Source organism: Piscicoccus intestinalis NBRC 104926 (genome assembly GCF_001515525.1).
Taxonomy (GTDB): Bacteria; Actinomycetota; Actinomycetes; order Actinomycetales; family Dermatophilaceae; genus Kineosphaera; species Kineosphaera intestinalis.
In genome coordinates this window covers 1-21,693 of sequence record NZ_BCNQ01000078.1, presented here as the reverse complement: position 1 = coordinate 21,693, position 21,693 = coordinate 1, and the positions used below count along the sequence as shown (strand labels likewise).

19 protein-coding genes and 1 riboswitch are annotated in these 21,693 nt (G+C 71.9%); of the genes, 13 read left to right on the top strand and 6 right to left on the bottom strand.

The genetic code is table 11. From position 1 onward, the window contains the following. Positions 1-192: 192 nt before the first annotated feature. A complete protein-coding gene (gene uriH / locus PINTE_RS13050; RefSeq protein ID WP_068431309.1) occupies positions 193-1,149 on the bottom strand; it encodes a uridine-preferring nucleoside hydrolase UriH in 957 nt (318 codons plus the stop codon). 57 nt (positions 1,150-1,206) lie between these two features. Between uriH and purN the strand changes: the two genes are divergently transcribed. Both purN and purH read left to right on the top strand, forming a co-directional pair. Further along, positions 1,207-1,815 carry a phosphoribosylglycinamide formyltransferase gene (purN, locus tag PINTE_RS13045; RefSeq protein ID WP_068431304.1) on the top strand — a complete coding sequence of 203 codons (609 nt, stop codon included), beginning with the start codon at positions 1,207-1,209 and terminating at the stop codon, positions 1,813-1,815. A 2-nt stretch (positions 1,816-1,817) separates the two neighbouring features. Then, a riboswitch (ZMP/ZTP riboswitch) is annotated at positions 1,818-1,901 on the top strand. Positions 1,902-1,942: 41 nt separating this feature from the next. Continuing rightward, positions 1,943-3,601 carry a bifunctional phosphoribosylaminoimidazolecarboxamide formyltransferase/IMP cyclohydrolase gene (purH, locus tag PINTE_RS13040; protein WP_373280158.1) on the top strand — a complete coding sequence of 553 codons (1,659 nt, stop codon included), beginning with the start codon at positions 1,943-1,945 and terminating at the stop codon, positions 3,599-3,601. Between the two features lie 97 nt (positions 3,602-3,698). Here purH and PINTE_RS13035 read toward each other — a convergent pair whose 3' ends face one another. Beyond that, positions 3,699-4,340: a nucleotidyltransferase family protein gene (locus tag PINTE_RS13035; protein WP_068431297.1), complete on the bottom strand. Its 642-nt coding sequence runs from the start codon at positions 4,338-4,340 to the stop codon at positions 3,699-3,701. 619 nt (positions 4,341-4,959) lie between these two features. On the opposite strand from PINTE_RS13035, the gene PINTE_RS13030 reads away from it, so the two are divergent. The 5 genes from PINTE_RS13030 to PINTE_RS13010 all read left to right on the top strand — a co-directional run bounded on the left by PINTE_RS13030 (position 4,960) and on the right by PINTE_RS13010 (position 9,831). Then, positions 4,960-6,402 carry a uracil-xanthine permease family protein gene (locus PINTE_RS13030; RefSeq protein WP_068431294.1) on the top strand — a complete coding sequence of 481 codons (1,443 nt, stop codon included), beginning with the start codon at positions 4,960-4,962 and terminating at the stop codon, positions 6,400-6,402. Then, positions 6,399-7,229 (top strand): siderophore-interacting protein, encoded by an 831-nt coding sequence (locus PINTE_RS13025; protein ID WP_068431289.1) that lies wholly within the window; start codon positions 6,399-6,401, stop codon positions 7,227-7,229. Before PINTE_RS13030 ends, PINTE_RS13025 begins: the two co-directional genes overlap by 4 nt. Positions 7,230-7,300: 71 nt before the next feature. Then, positions 7,301-8,491: a CaiB/BaiF CoA transferase family protein gene (locus PINTE_RS13020; RefSeq protein WP_068431287.1), complete on the top strand. Its 1,191-nt coding sequence runs from the start codon at positions 7,301-7,303 to the stop codon at positions 8,489-8,491. Between the two features lie 90 nt (positions 8,492-8,581). Beyond that, complete coding sequence (locus tag PINTE_RS13015) at positions 8,582-9,433, top strand: bifunctional methylenetetrahydrofolate dehydrogenase/methenyltetrahydrofolate cyclohydrolase (protein ID WP_068431285.1); 852 nt, start codon at positions 8,582-8,584, stop codon at positions 9,431-9,433. A gap of 2 nt (positions 9,434-9,435) precedes the next feature. Continuing rightward, positions 9,436-9,831, top strand: coding sequence for a DUF3017 domain-containing protein (locus PINTE_RS13010; protein ID WP_068431282.1), 396 nt, complete (start codon positions 9,436-9,438; stop codon positions 9,829-9,831). A 66-nt stretch (positions 9,832-9,897) separates the two neighbouring features. Here PINTE_RS13010 and PINTE_RS13005 read toward each other — a convergent pair whose 3' ends face one another. The 3 genes from PINTE_RS13005 to PINTE_RS12995 form a co-directional block, all read right to left on the bottom strand. Further along, positions 9,898-10,887 (bottom strand): malate dehydrogenase, encoded by a 990-nt coding sequence (locus tag PINTE_RS13005; protein WP_068431280.1) that lies wholly within the window; start codon positions 10,885-10,887, stop codon positions 9,898-9,900. Between the two features lie 268 nt (positions 10,888-11,155). Beyond that, on the bottom strand, positions 11,156-11,911 hold the full coding sequence (gene aqpZ, locus PINTE_RS13000) for an aquaporin Z (RefSeq protein ID WP_068431278.1): 756 nt from the start codon (positions 11,909-11,911) through the stop codon (positions 11,156-11,158). A 283-nt stretch (positions 11,912-12,194) separates the two neighbouring features. Beyond that, positions 12,195-13,370, bottom strand: a complete 1,176-nt coding sequence (locus PINTE_RS12995; RefSeq protein ID WP_157087232.1) for a hypothetical protein — start codon at positions 13,368-13,370, stop codon at positions 12,195-12,197. 235 nt (positions 13,371-13,605) lie between these two features. Between PINTE_RS12995 and PINTE_RS12990 the strand changes: the two genes are divergently transcribed. From PINTE_RS12990 to PINTE_RS12965, 6 genes are all read left to right on the top strand, one after another. Continuing rightward, on the top strand, positions 13,606-15,843 hold the full coding sequence (locus tag PINTE_RS12990; protein WP_068431268.1) for an NADP-dependent isocitrate dehydrogenase: 2,238 nt from the start codon (positions 13,606-13,608) through the stop codon (positions 15,841-15,843). A 117-nt stretch (positions 15,844-15,960) separates the two neighbouring features. After that, positions 15,961-16,761, top strand: coding sequence for an HAD-IIA family hydrolase (locus tag PINTE_RS12985; RefSeq protein ID WP_373280157.1), 801 nt, complete (start codon positions 15,961-15,963; stop codon positions 16,759-16,761). A gap of 64 nt (positions 16,762-16,825) precedes the next feature. Beyond that, on the top strand, positions 16,826-17,722 hold the full coding sequence (locus PINTE_RS12980; RefSeq protein ID WP_068431264.1) for a hypothetical protein: 897 nt from the start codon (positions 16,826-16,828) through the stop codon (positions 17,720-17,722). A gap of 109 nt (positions 17,723-17,831) precedes the next feature. Continuing rightward, entirely contained in the window at positions 17,832-18,599 is a 768-nt protein-coding gene (locus PINTE_RS12975) for a hypothetical protein (protein WP_068431262.1), read from the top strand. Between the two features lie 61 nt (positions 18,600-18,660). Continuing rightward, positions 18,661-19,692, top strand: a complete 1,032-nt coding sequence (trpS, locus tag PINTE_RS12970) for a tryptophan--tRNA ligase (protein ID WP_373280156.1) — start codon at positions 18,661-18,663, stop codon at positions 19,690-19,692. Continuing rightward, positions 19,692-20,390 (top strand): 2'-5' RNA ligase family protein, encoded by a 699-nt coding sequence (locus PINTE_RS12965; RefSeq protein ID WP_084343563.1) that lies wholly within the window; start codon positions 19,692-19,694, stop codon positions 20,388-20,390. Before trpS ends, PINTE_RS12965 begins: the two co-directional genes overlap by 1 nt. A 51-nt stretch (positions 20,391-20,441) precedes the next feature. On the opposite strand, the gene PINTE_RS12960 is transcribed toward PINTE_RS12965, so the two are convergent. Beyond that, positions 20,442-21,693: D-alanyl-D-alanine carboxypeptidase family protein (locus PINTE_RS12960; protein WP_068431258.1), on the bottom strand; the 1,252-nt coding region annotated here is incomplete at its 5' end.

Below are 21,693 nucleotides of genomic sequence, written 5' to 3'. Positions count from 1 at the left end.
GCACGCCGCGGCGCGACGCACCCCGCGGGGTCGCACCGACGACGGGGCCCGCGGAGGATCGGGCTCCCGCACTCGCTCCGCGCCTCGACCGGCCCCACGCTCCCGCGGCCGGTCCACCGCGCGCCGGGACCGCGGCTGAGTCCGACCCGCGAAACGGCCCGCCCGAGAGCTCGTTCGGCCGCCGAACCGCCCTCAGGAGAGTCGGCGCACCGCGTCGACGACCAGATCCCAGAACCGCTCGACGTCGAGCCCCACCCCCACCCGGGTGTGGCAGTCGGTCGGCTCGGGCCCGCGCAGGTCGGCCACGGTCATCCCGGTCGTGTGCCCGCCGGCCAACTCCACGGTGAGCCCGGCCCGCCGGGTGGCGACGATCGCCGGATCGATGACGTACGCCACCGCGCACGGGTCGTGGACCGGCGGGGCGTCGAACCCCTGCACGTCGCGGTACGCGCGTCCGAACGCCTCGATGAGCTGCCCCACGAATCGGGAGACGGGCGAGTCGAGTTCCCCGACCCGCGCCGCGACCTCGGGGGTCGCCAACGCCTGGTGCGTCACGTCGAGCCCCACCATGACGACGTCCCAGCCCGCGTCGAAGACGATGGCCGCCGCCTCCGGGTCGCACAGGATGTTGAACTCGGCGACGGGGGTGGCGTTGCCCTCGTGCACCCCGCCTCCCATGAGCACGACCTCGCGCACCCGCTCGACGATCGCGGGCTCCTTGCGCGCCGCGAGCGCGATGTTCGTCAGCGGACCGGTCGGCACGAGCGTGACCTCACCGGGGGCGTGCGCCATGACGGTGTCGATGATGAGGTCGACGGCGTGCCGCGGGTCGAGCGCGATGCCCGGAGACGGTAGGTCGACCCCGTCGAGGCCCGATTCGCCGTGGATGTCGGCCGCCACCCGCACCGGCCGCACGAGCGGGCGCGTGCACCCGGCCGCCACCGGGAGGTCGGTCGCGCCGAGCAGCGTCAGCACCCCGAGGGCGTTGCGGGTGACCTTCTCGAGGGTCTGGTTGCCGCCGATCGTCGTCACCGCGAGCAGGTCGATCCGCGGGTTCGCGTGCGCGAGCAGCAGCGCGACGGCGTCGTCGTGCCCCGGGTCGGCGTCCAGGAGGATCTTGCGCGGGCTCGATGGGGCAGCGGTGGCCATCCCCAGACGGTACCGGCTGGGGACGCGGCGGCGCCGGGTTCGCATAGGGTTGCGGCTGTGCAGCCCGCGCCCGTCGTCGTCCTCGTCTCCGGCTCCGGCACCCTGTTGCAGGCCCTCATCGACGCGAGCGCCGACCCCGGCTACGGGGTGCGCATCGCCGCGGTCGGCGCGGACCGCGACGACATCGCCGGCCTCGACCGGGCTCGCCGCGCCGGCATCGACACGTTCGTCGAGCGCGTCGCCGACCACCCGTCGCGGGACGCCTGGGACGCCGCCCTCGCCCGGCGGATCGCCTCGTACGAGCCGCGATTCGTCGTCTCCGCGGGCTTCATGAAGATCCTCGGGCCGCGCGTGCTCGCCGCACACACGGTCATCAACACCCACCCCGCGCTGCTGCCGAGCTTTCCCGGCTCCCACGGGGTGCGCGACGCGCTCGCCTACGGCGTCACGGTCACCGGCACCACGTGCCACGTCGTCGACGCCGGCGTCGACACCGGCCCGATCATCGAGCAGCGGGCCGTCGCGGTCGAGCCCGGCGACGACGAGGAGAGTCTGCACGAGCGCATCAAGGTCGCCGAGCGCTCGATGCTCGTCGATGTCGTCGCCGCCCTCGCCCGAGACGGCTTCACCATGGACGGCCGACACGTGCGCATCGGGGGTCGCTAGGCTCGAGGCGACACGACTGGCGCGGGTGGATGCACCACCGGGGAGTGAGACCGAACGCCAGGGCATCGCCCGCCTGGGTGCCCGAGCGGACCGACGACGCGACCACGCAACCACAGGAGTGCTTCTCGTGACCGACACACCGACGACCGACGCGCCCGAGCCCACCGAGGCCATCGACGCCACCGGCCCCCGCCGCCCCGTGCACCGCGCCCTCGTCTCCGTCTACGACAAGACCGGCCTGGCCGAACTCGTCACCGGCCTGCACGAGGCGGGCGTCGCCCTCGTCTCCACCGGCGGCTCCGCGAAGGCCATCGCCGATCTCGGGCTGCCGGTGACCAAGGTCGAGGACCTCACCGGCTTTCCCGAGTGTCTCGAGGGCCGCGTCAAGACCCTGCACCCGCGCGTGCACGCCGGCATCCTCGCCGACAGTCGCAAGAGCGAACACCTCGCCCAGCTCGACGAACTCGGCATCGAAGCGTTCGAGCTCGTCGTGTCCAACCTGTACCCGTTCAGCCAGACCGTCGCCTCCGGAGCGAGCCCCGACGAGTGCGTCGAGCAGATCGACATCGGCGGCCCCTCGATGGTGCGCGCCGCCGCGAAGAACCACCCGAGCGTCGCGATCCTCACCAGCCCCGACCAGTACGAGGCCGCCCTGGAGGCGGTCGCCGCCGGCGGCTTCACGCTCGCCCAGCGCGCGGCCCTCGCGGCCGCGGCGTTCGTGCACACCGCCTCCTACGACGTGGCGGTCGCCTCGTGGATGGGCTCCGTGCTCACCGACAGCAGCGAGGGCACCGGCTTCCCGGCGTGGATGGGCGGCACGTACGCCAAGCTGCACACGCTGCGCTACGGCGAGAACCCACACCAGAAGGCCGCGCTGTACTCCGCCGAAAACGGCGCCCCCGGGCTCGGGCAGGCGCAGCAGCTGCACGGCAAGGAGATGAGCTACAACAACTACGTCGACGCCGACGCCGCCTACCGAGCCGCCTACGACCAGGGGAGCGCTCCGACCGTCGCGATCATCAAGCACGCCAACCCGTGCGGGATCGCCGTCGGCACCGACATCGCCGACGCCCACGCCAAGGCGCACGCGTGCGACCCGCTGTCGGCCTTCGGCGGCGTCATCGCCACCAACGCGCCGGTCACCGAGGCGATGGCGCACAGCGTCAAGGACATCTTCACCGAGGTCATCGTCGCGCCGGCCTTCGAGGACGCGGCGCTGGAGGTGCTCACCGCGAAGAAGAACCTGCGGCTGCTCACCGTGCCGGCGCCGACCCCCGGCGGCGTCGAGACCCGCGCGATCTCCGGCGGACTGCTCGTGCAGGAACGCGACCGCATCGACGCGGTCATCGAACCGAGCGAGAACGACAAGCCGACCGCCGGCCACGGCGACGCCCCGCTGTACTGGACGCTCGTCGCCGGGCCGTCGGTCGACGACGCGACGCTCATCGACCTCGACTTCGCGTGGAAGGCTGTGCGCGCCACCAAGTCCAACGCGATCCTGCTCGCCAAGGACGCCGCCTCCGTGGGCATCGGCATGGGGCAGGTCAACCGGGTCGACTCCTGCAAGCTCGCCGTCCAGCGGGCCGGCGCGGAGCGGGCTCGCGGTGCGGTCGCCGCCTCCGACGCGTTCTTCCCCTTCGCCGACGGCCCGGGCATCCTCATCGACGCCGGAGTCAGCGCGATCGTCGCGCCCGGCGGCTCGATGCGCGACGACGAGACGATCAAGGCCTGTGAGGTGGCCGGAGTCTCCCTGTACTTCACGGGAACCCGCCACTTCGCGCACTGATTGCCGACCGCTGAGGCGGGCCCGGGCGACGCCGCCGGGGTCGCCCGCGCGCGCCGTCGCGCTGGGCGCCGAGCCGGCCTGACCGTCGGGTCGAGCGTCAGCGTCCGCGCAGGTCGTCGGCGGTGTCGACGTCGTCACCGAACCCGAGGTCGGCGCACTCGACGAGCTCGACCGGGCGCCCGGCGAGGTAGTCGCGGGCCCCGCGATCGCCCTGCGCGTGATCGAGCACCTGCGCCCAGTGGTCGCGGCCGAGGAACACGGGATGGCCCGGCCGACCCCGGTAGGCGGCTCGCGCGAGCGAGGCCCGGACCCGCGTCGGGGACTTGCCCATCACCGTGCGTTCCAGCACGCGGGTGACGACGGGCGCGCCCACCCCGGGCAGGTCGACGAGCGTGACGATCGCCGCCAGCGTGTCGCGCCCGGGGTCGCGGGTCGCCACAGCGGTCAGGCCCGCGCGCAGCGAGGCGCCCATGCCCTCGGCCCAGTCGGGGGCGGCGACGACGTGCATGCCCGGCGGTACGAGGGCCGCCACCTCGTCGGCGCGGACGCCGACGACGACACTGACCGCGCCGCAGCCCCCGGCCTGCAGCGCCGCGCACGCCCGGCTCACCCAGGGCGTGCCGTCCGGCTCGCGCAGCAGACCCTTCGGGGTGCCGAGCCGGCGGCCCGCCCCGGCGGCGAGCACGAGCCCCACCACGGCCGGGCCGCGGCGTCCGGGCGGCGTCGGCGCGGGCGTCATGACGGCCAGTGTGCCGCGTGCGCGCCGAGGTTTTGCCATTTCGACTACCGCGATGGGCCTCGAGACGGCGTTTTCCCAGGTCGGCCGCTGGGACATGCTCGTCGGGATGGTCGAAACGGTGAAACCCCTGGCCGCACCTCGGCCGCAACCCAGCCGGCAACCCGGGCGCACTCCAGCTGGGCCCCCGGCCGCAACCCAGCCGGCACCCCGGGCGCAACCCAGCTGGGCCCCCGGCCGCAACCCAGCCGGCACCCCGGGCGCAACCCAGCAGGCACCCCGGCCGCAACCCAGCCGGGCCCCCGCCGTCAACCCGCCGGCAGCGCGTCAGCGCGGCGGCACAGGGAGGCGCTCGAGCGCCGCGGCGCCCTCGGACCGACCACCCGCAACACCCACCAACGACCGTGAAAACTGCGTGTCGTGGTCGGAACTGCGACACGGACAGCAGTTCTCACCACGACACGCAGTTTTCACGGTCGTTGGGGGAGCGCTTACGCTGTCGGGCGAACCACGGAAGGCGACGACGCGCGGGGCGTGGCGTCGTCGGACGGCTCCCGCGCGCGGCGCGCCCGACGATCACCGCGCCGCGACGACGTCGGCGCCCGCAGGCAGGAGGGCCGTCGTGGCCATCGGTTGGCAGCTCAAGGGAGACGGGCGCACGCTCTCTCCGGACGAGGTCGTCGCGCCGCACGAGCGGCTCGCGTGGGATCGCACGATCGGCCTGGGCATGCAGCACGTCGTCGCCATGTTCGGGGCGACGTTCGTGTTCCCCGTCCTCATGGGCCTGAACCCGCAACTCGCGATCATGATGAGCGGCATCGCGACGATCTGCTTCCTGCTCATCGTCAAGGGCACGGTGCCCAGCTACCTCGGCTCGTCGGCCTCGTTCGTCGGGGTCGTCCTGGCGATCAAGGCGCAGGGCGGCACCCCGCAGGAGGTGACCGGCGCCCTGTTCATGGCCGGGTTCGCGCTCGCGCTCGTCGGCGTGTTCATCCACGTCGCCGGGGCCGACGCGCTCACCGCCGTGCTGCCGCCGGTGGTCACCGGGGCCGTCGTCATGCTCATCGGCTTCAATCTCGCCCCGGTCGTCGCCGACACGTACTGGCCCCAGGACCAGTGGATCGCGCTCATCGTCATGATCGCCGTCATCGCGATGAGCGTCGGGCTGCGCGGCTTCCTCGGGCGCATCTCGGTCTTCCTCGGCCTGCTCCTCGGCTACGTGCTCTCGTTTCTCGCCGACCGCCTGTTCGGCCCGATCACCTCGTACAGCGCGGCAGCCGGCGAGGTCACCACGCACTACCGCGTCGACTGGAGCGCGGTGCAGGCCGCGCCGTGGATCGGCCTCCCGCCGGCCACCTCCGGCGACGTCGTGGGCTGGCACCTGCCCCAGTTCAACCTCGCGTTCGCGCTCGTCGTCATGCCGGTGGTCATCGCGCTCGTCGCCGAGAACGTCGGCCACGTCAAGGCGGTCGCCGAGATGACCGGTACCGACCTCGACCCGGTGATGGGCCGCGCGGTCATGGCCGACGGCATCGGCTCGATGATCGCGACGACCGCCGGAGCCGGGCCGACCACCACCTACGCCGAGAACATCGGCGTCATGGCCAGCACCCGCGTCTACTCCACCGCCGCCTACTTCGTCGCCGCGATCACGGCGATCCTCGTCGGCTTCAGCCCGAAGTTCGGCGCGATCGTCTCGGCCACCCCGGGCGGCGTCCTCGGCGGGATCACGGTCGTGCTCTACGGCATGATCGGCCTGCTCGGCGCGAAGATCTGGAAGGAGAACGGCGTCGATTTCGGCAATCCGCTCAACCTCGTGCCGGTCTCCGCGGGCATCATCATTGCCGTGGGCGACACCCAGCTGCAGATCACCGACGGATTCGTGCTGTCCGGTATCGCGTTCGGCACGATCGTCACCGTCGTGGCCTACCACGTGGCCAGGGCGCTGGCCCCGGCGCAGCTGCGCGAACGAGCCGACGGAGCCGGTGTCGTCACCGCCACCGGCTCGAACCGGATCATCGACCCGAACGAGCCGCTCGACGAGTTCGCCGGAGACCGAAGGTGACCCAGCCGCCGCGGACACCGGCCGGACGGGGCGGGGCGGGCCGGCGCGAGCAGCGGTCGGCGCGCCGCCGCGGCCCGGTGCGCTGCGTCGTCACCGCGGTGAGCCGACCGACTCCGCGCACGGTGCGCGTCGAGATCGCCGGCCTGGCCGGGGTCGAGCCCACCGGACCGGATCAGCGCGTCACGCTCGCCTTTCCCACCGGCCGCACGTTCGGTACCGACCCCGCCGAGGCGGCCGCCGCCCGGCGCCGCCGCCGCACGTACACGCTCCTCGACCTCGACCCGGAAACCGGCTCCGCCGCGATCGAATTCGTCGTGCACGGAGCCGGGATCGCCGGCCCGTGGGCGCAGCAGGCCCAGCCGGGGGACGAACTCGACGTCACGGGACCCATCGGCCGGTTCGACCTCGACGCCGACGCCGCCGAGCACGTGCTGATCTGCGACGAGACCGGCATCCCCGCCGCCCGCGCGATCCTGCGCGGGCGCACCGCGGGCATGCGGGTGCGGGTGTACGCGGAGGTCAGTGACGCGGCGGAGCGGGTCGACCTGGGTCTGCGGGCCGAGGAGGGGACGGGCTCACCGGTCACCTGGCTGGAGCGCGGCGCCCGGGCTCCGGGGGAGGCGATGGCCGCGCTCGTCGGCGAGGTGCGCTGCGAGCCGTCGGCGCAGGTGTGGGTCGCGGGGGAGGCGTCCGCCGTGCGCGCCCTGCGCACCCACCTCGTGGCCGAGCTCGGTCTGGAACGCCGCCGCGTCACCGCCGTCGCCTACTGGACGGCCGGGCATGCCGAGGGCGACCCGGCCAGCGGCCGCCCCGGCGAACACGACTGATCCCAGACTGATCCCAGACTGATCCCGCAGACCCGGCGAGCGGTCCCAGCCCCCTGGGCGAGGATGGAGCCATGAGTTCGCCGCTGCAGGACATCGTGGTCGTCGACCTGACCCGGGCGCTGTCGGGTCCGCAAGCGGCGATGATGCTCGGCGACATGGGCGCTCGCGTCATCAAGGTCGAGTCGCCCGGCCACGGCGACGACAGTCGCGGCTGGGGGCCGCCGTGGGTGGGCCCCGACGGCGACATCTCGACGTACTTCCTGGCCGCCAACCGCAACAAGGAGTCGGTGGCGCTCGATCTGAAGTCGGCGGCCGGGCGCCAGGTGCTCGAGCGCCTCGTGGGCCGCGCCGACGTGCTCCTGGAGAACTTCCGGCCGGGCACGCTCGAGCGCCTCGGGTTCTCGGTCGAGCGGCTGCACGAGCTCAACCCGCGCCTCGTCATCGGATCGATCAGCGGCTTCGGGCACGACGGCCCCGAGGGCGACCGGCCCGGTTACGACCAGATCGGCCAGGGCGAGGGCGGCCTGATGAGCCTGACCGGTCCGGACGCCGAGCACCCCTACCGGGTCGGCGTGCCGATCGCCGACCTGCTCTCCGGCATGAACCTCGCCTACGGCGTCGTCACCGCCCTCTACGAGCGCGAGCGCACCGGCCGCGGCCGGGTCGTCCGCACGAGCCTGCTCGCCTCGGTCGTCGGGGTGCACGCGCTGCACGGCACCGCGTACACGGTGGCCGGCGTCGTGGGTCGGCCGCGGGGCAACCAGCACCCGGCGATCGTGCCGTACGGTTTGTTCTCCTGCCGGGACGCCCAGGTGCAGATCGCGATCGCTGCCGAGAGCCAGTGGGTGCGGTTCTGCGCCGTCTTCGGGCTCGACCCGAACGCCCCCGGCCTGGCCACGAACCGCGAGCGGGTCGCCAACCGCTCGGCCGCGGTCGCCGCCGTCGAGGCGGCGATCGCGGACTGGGACGCCGACCCGCTGCTCGCCCGGCTCGCCGAGTGCGGCATCCCCGCCGGCAGGGTGCGGGCCATCGACGAGGTCTACGAGTGGGAGCAGGTCGCCAGCCAGGGCCTGCTGCTGGAGGTGGACCACTCGGTGCTCGGGCCCGTGACGCTGCCGGGGCCGCCCATCCGCTTCGACGACAACGTCCGCGCGGGCGGCCGCGACCAGCATCTGGCGCCGCCTGCGCTCGGCGAGCACACCGACTCCGTGCTGGCCTGGCTGGCGGGATCGGACGCTTCGGAGCGCCCCGAGCAGAGCTGACCTCGTTGGTGCATCACGCCAGGTCGGGACGCGCGGCGAGCCGTACGGAGCCGGTCACGTAGCAGCGCCCGGCTGTGGAAGGATCGGGCCATGACCGCACGTGTCCTCGACGGCAAGGCCACCCTCGTCGCCATCAAGGCCGAACTGTCCGAACGCGTCGCGCGGCTGCGGGAACGCGGGGTGGTGCCGGGCCTGGGCACGGTGCTCGTCGGCGACGATCCCGGTTCGCACTGGTACGTGGGCGCCAAGCACAAGGACTGCGCCGAGATCGGCATCCGCAGCTTCCGCCACGACCTGCCCGCCGGCACGACGCAGGCCGAGGCGGAGGCCGTCATCGACGAACTGAACGCCAACCCCGACTGCACCGGGTTCATCGTGCAGCAGCCGACCGGTCTCGACGAGTTCGCGCTGCTGTCGCGGGTGCACCCCGCCAAGGACATCGACGGCCTGCACCCGTTCAACCTCGGCTCGCTCGTCATGAACCGTCCGGCGCCGCTGCCGTGCACGCCGGTGGGGATCGTCGAACTGCTGCGCCGCCACGACGTGCCGATCGCCGGGTCCCACGTCGTCGTCGTCGGCCGAGGTCTGACCGTCGGCCGGCCGCTCGGGCTCATCCTCACGCGCCGCAGCGAGAACGCGACCGTCACGCTGTGTCACACCGGCACGGCCGACCTGCCGGCCGAGGTGCGCCGGGGCGACATCGTCGTCGCCGCCGCCGGGGTGCCCGACCTCATCACCGGCGACATGGTCAAGCCGGGCGCGGCGGTGCTCGACGTGGGCGTCTCCCGCCGCGACGGCAAGATCGCCGGTGACGTCGCGCCCGACGTGTCCGAGGTCGCGGGCTGGGTGGCCCCCAACCCGGGGGGAGTCGGGCCGATGACGCGGGCGATGCTGCTGAGCAACATCGTGCAGATCGCCGAGGCGCAGGCCGCGGAGCGCTGATCGTGGGCGCGCGGCCGGGATCGGGCACGCGGCTCGGGCCCTGGTGGCCCTGCGCGGCCCTCGGCGCCGTCGGGCTCGTGGTGCTCGTCGGCACCGGCCACATCGTCTGGGGTGCCGGGCTGATCGCGCTGGCCTTCGTCATGGCCGCGGCGTTCCGGCTCGCGCAGCCGGCGGAGCGTGGCGGCGGGCTGCACGTGCGCAGCCGGGCGCTCGACGTCGTGCTCTGCCTCACCGCGGCCATCAACATGCTCGGGGCCGCCCTGATGGTGGGGCCGCACCTGTCGTGGCAGGTGCTCGGGGCCGTCGACCTGGTGCTGCTCGTCGTCATCGCCGTGGTGTTCATCATCGACGGGCGCGCCGCCCGGGACGCCTGGCGGGCCCAGCTGCCGCAGAGCTGAGCACGGACACACGGATGCCCCGGCCCGCGCGGGCCGGGGCATCCGTCGCTGGAGCCTCGCCGGAACTCAGATCAGGCCGAGCTGCTTGACGGCGTCGCGCTCCTCGACGAGTTCGGCGACCGAGGCGTCGATCTTGCCGCGGCTGAAGTCGTCGATCTCCAGGCCCTGGACGATCTCCCAGTCACCGTTCTTCGTCGTCACCGGGAACGAGGAGATGATGCCCTCCTGTACGCCGTAGGAGCCGTCCGAGACGACCGCCATCGACACCCAGTCGTTGTCGGCGGAGCCGGTCAGCCAGTCGCGCGCGGCGTCGATCGTCGCGCTGGCGGCCGAGGCCGCCGACGACGCACCGCGTGCCTCGATGATCGCCGCGCCGCGCTTGGCGACGGTGGGGATGAAGGTGTTCTCCAGCCAGTCCTGGTCGCCCACGGCCTCCGCGGCGTTCTTGCCGGAGACTTGCGCGTGGAACAGATCCGGGTACTGGGTGGCGGAGTGGTTGCCCCAGATCGTCATCTTCGTGACCTCGGTGACCGGCACGCCGAGCTTGGCGGCGAGCTGGCTGATCGCGCGGTTGTGGTCGAGACGGGTCAGCGCGGAGAAGCGCTCCTTGGGGATGTCGGGGGCGTTGCTCATCGCAATGAGCGCGTTGGTGTTGGCCGGGTTGCCGGTGACCCCGATGCGCACGTCGTCGGCGGCGTGGTCGTTGAGGGCCTTGCCCTGGCCGGTGAAGATCGCCCCGTTGGCCTCGAGCAGGTCACCGCGCTCCATGCCCTTCGTGCGCGGGCGCGCCCCGACCAGCAGGGCGAGGTTGACCCCGTCGAAGACGACGTTCGGGTCGTCGCCGGTCTGCACCCCGGCCAACGTGGGGAACGCGCAGTCGTCGAGTTCCATGACGACGCCCTCGAGCGCCTTCAGGGCGGGCGTGATCTCCAGAAGTCGCAGCTCGACCGGAGTGTCCGGGCCGAGGAGCGCGCCGCTGGCGATGCGGAACAGCAGGCTGTAGCCGATCTGACCGGCGGCTCCGGTGACGGCGACTTTGACGGGAGTGGTGCTCACGATTCGACCCTTCGACGTGCGGATAGGACGTGTGGACAGACTCCCTCGACGCTACCAAAGGGGCCTTCGCCGATAGGGCCGTCCGCGGTAATCCCCGCAGGCGCGCGCCCCCGTCCCCGAAGACCGAAACGAACGACGGGACACCGAAACGAACGACGGGACACCCGCGATCGCAGGTGTCCCGTCGTGTGGTGCGTGTCCGGTTCGGCGGCCGGTGTCCGGCGAACCGGGCGGTGTCTGGTTCGACACCGGAGGCAGCGCTAGGCGCTCAGGCGCGGACCTCACCCTCGATGTCGGCGATATTCTTCTCGCCGGTGATCGCGGCGTAGGTGGCGCCGGCGATCACAGCGCCGAGGATCGGCGCGACCCAGAACAGCCACAGCTGAGCCGGGGCGTCGCCACCGTTGAAGAAGGCGACCGCGGTGGAGCGGGCCGGGTTCACGGAGGTGTTGGTCACCGGGATCGAGATGAGGTGGATGAGCGTCAGGCCCAGGCCGATCGCGATCGGCGCGAAGCCGACCGGGGCGCGGCCGTCGGTGGCGCCGAGGATGATGTACAGGAAGAAGGCGGTGAGCACGGCCTCGATGACGAACGCCGCGAGCAGGCCGTAGCCGTTCGGGGAGGCCTCGCCGTAGCCGTTGGCGGCGAAGTTGCCGGCGGCGGTGAAGCCCTCCTTGCCGGTGGCGATGACGTAGAGCGCGACACCGGCGACGAGGCCGGCGACGACCTGGGTGATGACGTAGGCGGGCACGTCCTTCCAGGCGAAGCGCTTGGCGACCGCGCAGCCGATCGTGACGGCCGGGTTGAAGTGGCCACCGGAGACGTGGCCGACGGCGTAGGCCATCGTGAGCACCGTGAGGCCGAAGGCCAGGGCGACGCCGACGAAGCCGATGCCCATGTTGACGGGGTCGGTCTGGTGCATGACGTGGGCCGCGAAGATCGCGCTGCCGCAACCGCCGAAGACGAGCCAGAAGGTGCCGAGGGCCTCGGCGCCCAGGCGATGCGCCAGGGCAGGAGTTTGCATGGTGAGATTCCTTGCAGCTGAAGAGAACTCTTGTTAGGTGCCGGTCACATTGTGCGACAGACAGGGTCCCCCCGGGCCATGTCGCGGCCGAACACAAGGACGCACACTACATGCTCGATCGGGCGCGAGCAGACTCATTCCTATTTTTGGACGTGTCTGAACATGTCTGTCTTTCATGATGAGACACGTGCGGCTGTACCGGGGTTCACGCGTGCGTCAGGTGCTCTTCGGCCGATCGTCGGCCGACCTTCGTCCGGTCGGCCGACGAGTCCGAATTCGCCGGTCAGCGGCGGCGACCGAACAGCCTCTTGAAGAAGCCGCCCTGCTGCTCCTCCTCGGCGGGCTTGTGCTCGGGTGCCCGCTCCTCGGGCCGCTCCTGCGTCTGCGCGGCCGGCTCCTGGGCGTGCGGGATCGATTCCGGAGTCGGCTCGGCCGCCTGATCCGGCCGATCAGCTTGCTCGGCCGCTGCGGGCTGGCCGAGCTGGCCGACCGAGGGCACGAAGCGGCCGTCGTCGGCGTCGGCCTCGGGGGCGCGCTCCGGCGCCGCCCAGCGCGGCGCCTCCGCAGGCGGCTCGGTCGTGCCCGGCTCGGCGGCCTCTGCCGTCTCCGGGCTTGCGGGCTCCGGGCTTGTGGGCTCCGGGCGTTCGGTGGCCACGGGCTCGTCGACGGCGGCGACCGCAGGCTCGGCGACCGGCGCGACCGGCTCGGCCACCGGTTCTGCGACCGGTTCTGCGACCGGCTCTGCGACCGGCTCAGGGCTCTCGGTAACCGGCTCCACCACCGCCGGTTCGGCAACGGGCGCAGGGGTCTCGACGACCGGCTCGAACGCGGGCTCGGGCTCGAGGATCGGCGCCGGCTCGAGCGCCGGCTCGGGCTCGACGACGGGCGCCGGCTCCGACGCGGGCTCCGGTTCGACGATGGGGGCCTCGAACGCGGGCTCGGGCTCGAGGATCGGCGCCGGCTCCACAGCGGGCTCGGTGCCAGGCTCGGTGGCCGGAGCGTCGACGGCAGTAGCAGGCGCCGGGGTAGCAGCCGGGGCGTCGGCGAACGGGTCGGCCTCGTCCATGCCGACGAACGCCTTGGCCTCCTCGGAGAAGACGTAGACGCCGCGACGCGCGGCGAGCGCGCGCATGAGGGCGTCGGCGTCGGCGGCGTGGGAGCCGTCGGGGTCGGCGTCGCCGGAGGCGTCGATCATGGTGCTGCACCGGGCGATCCGACGCCGCCGGATCGTCGGGGCGTAGCTCGCGTAGCGTTCCCCGAGGCCCTCGGACTCGTCGTCGTACCAGAACGTGAACGCATAGTCGCCGAGACGGACGACGGCCTGCAGCGCCCCCTCCTCCACGATCGGGGCTGGTTCGCGGCCCGCGAAGACCTCGGCGACGACCGCCTCCAGCTCGGTGCGGGGCAGGGTCTGCGCGTCGGTCGCGAAGACGAGGTGCGGATAGGCGTTCTCTGGCATGGTCCCCATCTTCGCGCATGGTCGGTAGGGTCGGGTCAAGCGCGCCACGCCCGTGTGGCTCCGTCTATCCTCACCACCCGGTCCAGGCCCGCGAGCACCTCGGCGACACACTCCCTCCATCGCCTGGCCGCGAGGTCGATGAGTGCCGCAGCCGCCGGGTCGTGCCGAGCACCCGCAGGTATCTCGACATCAAGGTATCTTGGGTTACCACCACGTCGACGAAGGAGCCTCGAAGGTGACCGAAGCGAAAGCACAACAGATCGTCTGGACGCAGATCGACGAGGCCCCGGCTCTCGCCAGCTGGTCCTTTCTCCCGATCGTCCGCGGCTTCGCGGCCGGCACCGGCATCGACGTCGTCAGCAGCGACATCTCGCTGGCCGGTCGCATCCTCGCGCAGTTTCCGGATCGCCTGAGCGACGACCAGCGCATCGGCGACAACCTCGCCGAACTCGGCGCCCTGACGCAGAGCCCGGACGCCAACATCATCAAGCTGCCGAACATCTCCGCCTCCATCCCGCAGCTCAAGGCGGCGATCAAGGAGTTGCAGGAGCAGGGCTACGACATCCCGGCCTTCCCCGACGACCCGCAGACCGAGGAGGAGAAGGCCACCGCCGAGGCCTACTCCAAGGTGCTCGGCTCGGCCGTCAACCCGGTGCTGCGCGAGGGTAACTCCGATCGGCGGGCGCCCGCCTCCGTGAAGAACTTCGCGAAGAAGCACCCGCACCGTCTCGGCCCGTGGTCGGCGGACAACAAGGCGCGGGTGGCCTCGATGACCGCCGGCGACTTCTACGGCAACGAGAAGTCGGTCGTCGTCTCCCAGGCCGACACGCTGAGCATCGAGTTCTCGGGCAGCGAGGGCACCCAGGTGCTCAAGGACGGCATCAAGGTGCTCGACGGCGAGATCGTCAGCACGACGTTCATGTCGGCCGCCGCGCTGCAGGCCTTCTACGCCAAGCAGATCGAGATCGCCAAGGCCGAGGGCCTGCTGCTTTCGCTGCACCTGAAGGCCACGATGATGAAGGTCTCCGACCCGGTGATGTTCGGCTACGGGGTCAAGGCCTTCTTCAAGCCGGTCTTCGACAAGCACGCGCAGACCTTCGCCGAGCTCGGGGTCAACCCCAACGTCGGCTTCGGCGCCCTGCTCGAGCAGCTCAAGGAGTTGCCGGAGGACAAGCGCGCGGAGATCGAGGCCGACATCGAGGCCTGCTACGCCGACCGCCCCAAGCTGGCGATGGTCGACTCCGACCGCGGCATCACCAACCTGCACGTGCCCAGCGACGTCATCATCGACGCCTCGATGCCCGTCGTCGTGCGCGACTCGGGGCAGATGTGGAACGCCGAGGGCGGCCAGCAGGAGACGCTGGCGATGGTGCCCGACCGCTCCTACGGCCCGATGTACGCCGAGGTCTTCGAGGACTGCAAGCGCAACGGGGCCCTCGATCCGGCAACGATGGGCTCGGTGCCCAACGTCGGGCTCATGGCCCAGAAGGCCGAGGAGTACGGCTCGCACCCCACGACGTTCGTCATGCCGGCCGCCGGCACCGTCACGGTGAAGATGTCGGACGGCTCCGTGCTCAGCTCGCACACCGTCGAAGAGGGCGACATCTGGCGGATGAGCCGGGTGCGCGACATCCCGATCCAGGACTGGGTCAAGCTCGCCGTCACCCGGGCCACGGCGACCGGCGCCCCGGCCTGCTTCTACCTCGACAACAAGCGCGCCCACGACCGCAACGTCATCGCCAAGGTCAACAAGTACCTGCCGCAGCACGACACCGAGGGTGTCGAGATCGTCATCAAGCCTCCGGTCGAGGCGATGCGCTACTGCCTCGAGCGGATCCGCCGCGGCGAGGACACCATCTCGGTCACCGGTAACGTGCTGCGCGACTACCTCACCGACCTGTTCCCGATCCTCGAGCTCGGCACGAGCGCCAAGATGCTCTCGGTCGTGCCGCTGCTGGCCGGCGGTGGCCTCTTCGAGACCGGAGCCGGTGGCTCGGCCCCCAAGCACGTGCAGCAGTTCCTCAAGGAGGACTACCTGCGCTGGGACAGCCTGGGTGAGTTCTCCGCGCTCGGCGCGAGCCTGGAGCACCTCGGCGGGCACTACGGCAACGACAAGGCGCTCGTGCTTGCCAAGACGCTCGACACGGCGATCGCCAAGTTCCTGGAGGAGAACAAGTCGCCGGCCCGCAAGCTCGGCTCGATCGACAACCGCGGCAGCCACTTCTACCTCGCGCTGTACTGGGCCCAGGCCCTCGCGGCGCAGGATGATGACGCCGAACTCAAGGAGCGCTTCGGCGGCGTCGCCCAGGAGCTGGCCGACAAGGAAGACCAGATCAACGAGGAGCTGCTCGGCGCCCAGGGCCACCCGGTCGACCTCGGCGGCTACTACAAGCCCGACCCCGAGAAGGCCGCCGCGGCCATGCGGCCCAGCGGCACGCTCAACGCGATCATCGACGGCCTGGCCGGAGCCTGACCCGGCCCCTGCCTGACCCGGCCCGAAAAGCGGCCCGGCGCACCCCGGGCGAGCGCGACGTCCGTCGCCTCGTCCGGGGTGACGCTTGTGAGCCTGCGGACCGCGGGCGTGCGGATAATGCGAGGTATGACGCGACGCCGACCGGTCGAATGCTGGCTCACGGACATGGACGGGGTGCTGGTGCACGAGGAGCGGGCCATCCCCGGCGCCGCCGACTTCATCGCCGCTCTCGTCGAGAACGGTTGCCGTTTCCAGATCCTCACGAACAACTCGATCTATACGGCGCGGGATCTGCGGGCCCGGCTCAAGGCCAGCGGCATCGACGTGCCCGAGCAGGCCATCTGGACGTCGGCGATGGCGACGGCCACCTTTCTCGCCGATCAGCGCCCGGGCGGCAGTGCGTTCGTCATCGGGGAGGCGGGCATGACGACCGCGCTGCACGACGCGGGCTACGTGCTCACCGAGCGCGATCCCGACTACGTCGTGCTCGGCGAAACCCGCACGTACTCCTTCGAGGCGATCACCCGGGCGATCCGGCTCATCGAGTCGGGCGCGCGGTTCGTCGCCACCAACCCCGACCCGAGCGGCCCGTCTCCGGAGGGAACGCTGCCTGGGTGCGGGTCGGTCGCCGCGCTCATCACCCGGGCGACCGGCGCGGTGCCGTACTACCTCGGGAAGCCGAACCCGCTGATGATGCGCACCGCGCTCAACCGGATCGACGCCCACTCGGAGTCGACGGTGATGATCGGCGACCGCATGGACACCGACGTCGTCAGCGGCCTGGAGGCGGGCCTGCGCACCATCCTCGTGATGACGGGCTCGACCCGCCCCGATCAGGTCGATCGCTTTCCGTACCAGGCCAGCCAGGTGCTCGACTCCATCGCGGACGTGGTTCCGTTGGTCAGCGAGTTTCGTTGAGAGGTAACGGATTAGACGCACCACACCGGACGAGTTGGTCGCCTGACAGCTACCTTGGGCGCTCATGGAGCCGCTCGCGCCGCCCGATCTGCAGGGCAAGGACTTCGCCGGTGCGCTGCGCGCCGCGGTCACGGCGCGTGGGCTCAGCCTGAGCCGCCTGCGGGCGCGGCTCGCCGAACACGGAATCTCCGTCAGCACAGCGACCCTCAGCTATTGGCAGTCGGGCCGCAGCCGGCCCGAGCGGGCCGCCTCTCGCGCCGCGATCGGGCCGCTGGAGGACGTGCTGGAACTGCCGCGCGGCTTTCTCGCCGTGCGACTGCCGACCCGCGCCGGCGTCGCGGCGGGGGGTGATCACCGGGTCGGTCTGCTGCAGCGAGTGCTGCCCGATCACTGGTCGGTCATCGAGGAGGCCTACGCCCAGCTGGGGTTGAGCACCGACGACGTATTGTCGCGCGTGAGCGTCCACGACCGGTTGCGGCTCGGCCCGAAGGGCCAGCAGCTCGGTCACCAGGTGCGCATGCTGCTCGTGGCCGCCCGCGACGGCGTCGACCGGTTCGGGGTCTGGTACGACACCGACGAGCCGGGGGCCTTCGGCGCCGTCACCGCGCAGCACAACTGCCGGCTCGGGCGCACCGTCGAGTTCCCGCAGGTCCACGGCGTGGCCGCCGAGATCCTCCTCGAGCGTCCGTTGTGGGCCGGCGAGAGCCTGCTCGTCGGATACCGCCTCGAGGCGCTCGGCGCGATCGTGCCCCAGCGCCGGATCCTGCGGGGCATCTCGGGCGCCACCCGGGAGCTGCTGGTGGAGGTGCTCTTCGATCGTGGCGCGCTGCCGGCCCGCGCGGAGGACGTGACCATCGTCGACGGCGTCGAGAGCGTGCGCGCGCGACCCGTCTCACCGTCGTTGCGACTGTTGCTGTTCGACCGACCAGGAGGCACCTATGGCCTGCGCTGGACCTGGTGACTCGGCCCCGGCGAAGCCCGCCAGGCGACGCGGGCAGTCCGGTGAGCCGAGCGAGTTCGCCGTCGCACTTCGATCAGCGATCGCCGAAAGAGGGCTCAGCTTAGAGAGATTGCGCTACCATCTCGCGCGCAACGGGCACGAATTGAGCATCGCGGCGCTGAGCTACTGGCAATCCGGACGCAGCCGCCCGGAGCGGCCGTCGTCGCTGGCGGCACTCGCCTCGCTCGAGGACATCCTGCGCGTCGAGCCCGGTGCGCTGTCGTGTCTGCTGCCCAATGCCGCGGTCGTCGTGACGTCGCGCGACGAGGTCGACGTGGCGGCGCTGGCCGTCATGGCCGGGCTCGGTACGCCGCGCGACGAGGGCTACAGCCGGCTCAGCGTGTACGAGCGGCTGGAGCTCGTCCAGCAGGGCGTGTTGCGGCGCCGCAGCCTGCGCGGGGTGTTGCGAGCGACGCGCGCCGAGGTCGTCGGCTTTCCCGTCGTGTGGCGCGACGCCGCCGCGGGCGACGACGTGCGGATCGAGCCGCGGGCGCACTGCCGGGTGGGACACGCCATCGACCTGCCGGACGGGATCGCGGCCCAGGTGCTCTTCGACCGGCCGCTGCACGCCCGCGAGACGACGGTCATCGACCTCGACTTCATCTGCACCGGGCCGGCTCCGCCGTTGACCCGCTGGGATGTCACCTGCCGCGCCCGGCGTCGCGAGTCGTACGTCGAAGTCGCTTTCGCCGAGCCGCGACTGCCCCTGGTGGCGCAGCGGGTGGTCGAGGTCGGCGGGCGCGAGAGCGCGGAGTTCGTGCCGGTCTCCGGGGCTCGGCTGACGAGCCTCGTGCAGGATTTCGGGCCGGGTGTCGTCGGTCTGCGATGGAAGTGGTGAGCCCGCGCGCGGCCACCGCCCGGTTCCCGATGCGGTGCCTCTCGGTGCGAGAATGAACGCCATGTCCACCCGCCCCGCCGCCGATCGACCGCGCCTGTTTTCCGGAATGCAGCCCACCAGCGACTCGCTGCATCTGGGCAACTACCTCGGGGCGCTGGTCAACTGGGCGGCGATGCAGGACGAGTTCGAGGCCATCTACTGCGTCGTTGACCTGCACTCGCTGACGCTGGACGTCTCGCCCGACGTGCTGCGCCAGCGCACCCGGGTCACCGCGGCGCAGTTCCTCGCCGGCGGCATCGACCCGGCTCGCTCGGCGGTGTTCGTGCAAAGCCACGTCGCCGAGCACTCCCAACTGGCCTGGGTGCTCTCGTGCATCACCGGCTTCGGCGAGGCCGCGCGCATGACGCAGTTCAAGGACAAGTCCGCCCGGCACGGGGAGGCGGGCACGAACGTCGGCCTGTTCACCTACCCGATCCTCATGGCCGCCGACATCCTGCTGTACGACGCGGCGAAGGTGCCGGTGGGGGAGGACCAGCGCCAGCACCTGGAGCTGACCCGCAACCTCGCGCAGCGGTTCAACGCCCGCTTCGGGGACACGTTCGTCGTGCCCGAGCCGCACATCGTGCGGGAGACGGCGAAGATCTTCGATCTGCAGGATCCGACCGCCAAGATGAGCAAGTCGGCGGCGAGCCAGAACGGCGTCATCGACATGCTGGCCGACCCCAAGGTCGTCGCCAAGCGGATCAAGTCGGCGGTCACCGACGCCGAGCGGGAGATCCGCTTCGACGAGGAGGCCAAGCCGGGCATCGCGAACCTGTTGCGGATCTACTCGGCGTTGTCCGGCGAGGAGATCCCCGCGCTGGAGGCGCGCTACGCCGGCCGCGGCTACGGCGACCTGAAGAAGGATCTCGCGCAGGTCGTCGGCGACGTGCTGACTCCGTTCCGCACCCGGGCCCTCGAACTGCTCGACGACCCGGCCGAACTCGACCGCATCCTCGCGCAGGGCGCCGACCGGATCCGGCCGCTGGCCGCCGCGACCATGCAGCGCGTCTACGACCGGGTCGGTGTCCTGTCGCCGGGCTCGACGGCTTGATGACTCACGTCGGTCCCGCCCCCGAGGCGGTGCCTACGCAGCCCGACCGCCGCGGCCCGGCGGACCGGCGCGACGCGATCGGCGAGCAGGGCGTGCCGGGGGTGCAGGGCGTGACGGAGGCGACCGACGACGACGGTCCGTTGACGATCGGCGTGGCCATCGCCGTGCCCGAGCCGCACGCGACGATGCTGCAGGAGGTGCGGATCCGGCACGGGGACCTGCAGGCGCTGACGATCCCGACGCATGTGACGATCCTGCCGCCCACCCCGATCGCCTCCGATGATCTGGAGCGCGTCTACGACCACCTCGCCGCGGCCGCGGCGGCGACCGTGCCGTTTCGCATCGAACTGCTCGGCACCGACTCGTTTCGGCCGGTGTCTCCGGTCGTCTTCGTACCGCTGGTGCGGGGAGCCGGTGCCTGCGCGGCGCTCGCCTCGCGGGTGCGTTCGGGGCCGCTGGCCCGCGACCTGGATTTCTCCTACCACCCGCACGTGACCATCGGGCACAACATCCCCGACGCCCAACTCGACGGCGCCGAGCGCGAGGGTCGGGGCGTGCACATCGACTTCATCGCCACCGAGGTCGTGCTCTACCTGCGCGACGGCCGCGAGGTCTGGTCGCGGGTGGCCGGATTCGCGTTCACTGCCGAGTTGCTCGACGAGGTCCTGGGCCTCGGCGACGAGAGCGCCCGGAGCTGACCCTCGGCGATGACCCGTGTCTGCGGTGATTCGCGTCAGTCGGGATCCGGGTCAGTAGAGATCCGGGTCAGGAGGGATCCGCGGCGCCGGATCGTCGCGAGCGTCGACGCCGTCGACCTGCGTTCGGGCCGCGCGCCGTCGGGCGGCGCGGCGGGCGCATGGGCGACGCACGGCCCGCCTGCGCTGGGCGACGACCAGGCCGGTGAGCACGACGAGGGCGCCGCCACCGACGCGAAGCACACCGCCGACGTCCCAGCCGGCAGGCTCCGTGGGGCCGCTCGCATCGACGGAGACCGCGGTGTCGGCGGTCCGCGCGCTCTGGGCCGTGTCGGGCGGTGCCTCGCCGCTCGGGGAGGGATTCTGCTGGCCATTCTGCTGGCCGGGAGCGCCGAGGGTGCCGACCGGCTTTAGTGAGGGCCCATAGCGGAAGGCCCAGTCGAGCATGTCGGCGGTCGCGCGCCAACCGCCGGTCTCCCCGGCGAGGTACGTGACGACGTATGCGCGCTCACCCCGCCGGGCGGCGCCGATGAACGTCTGCCGGGCCTTGACGGTGTAACCGTTCTTCAGACCGAGGGCGCCGTCGTAGTTCCACAGCAGCCGGTTGTGGTTGGCCACCTCGTACGTGGCGCGGGCCTGGTCGGTGTCGGCTCGGCCGGAGGGAAAGGCGATGTTCTTGGTGGTGGCGTAGCGCACGATGGCGGGGTCGGCGAGGGCCGCCCGCCCGATGAGCGCGAGGTCGTAGGCCGTGGTGACCTGACCGTCGGCGTCCAACCCGCTGGTGTTCTTCACGACGGTGTCGACGGCACCGATCTCCTGGGCGACGGTGTTCATGCGGTCGACGGTCTGGGGCAGCCCCCCGGCCACCCGGGCCAGGGCGACGGCCACGTCGTTGGCGGACGACATGAGCAGGGCGTGGAAGAGCTGATCCACGGTGTAGGTGGCGCCGGGGTCCAGGCCCACCTTCGTACCGTCGACCGCGGCGTCCTCCGGGGTGGCGGTGACGACCGTCTTCGGCTCGAGCCGGGGCACGAGGGCGAGGGCGGTGAGTGCCTTGAGGGTGCTGGCCGGCAGCGTCTGCACGTGCGGATTGAACGCCAGGATGACGTCGCCGCTGTCGAGGTCGGCGACCACGTAGGCGCCGGCGGCGAAGGCGGGCGGCGCGGGCACCCCGGCGGTGCGGTCGTAGAGCACGACGCCGGTGCGGTCCAGCTGTTCGCCGCCGCGGTGCCCGGGGCCCACGGGCGCGGTGATCCCTGCCGTCGGTGTCGGGGCGGGAGGGGTGTCGGCGGAGGGCAGCGCGCCA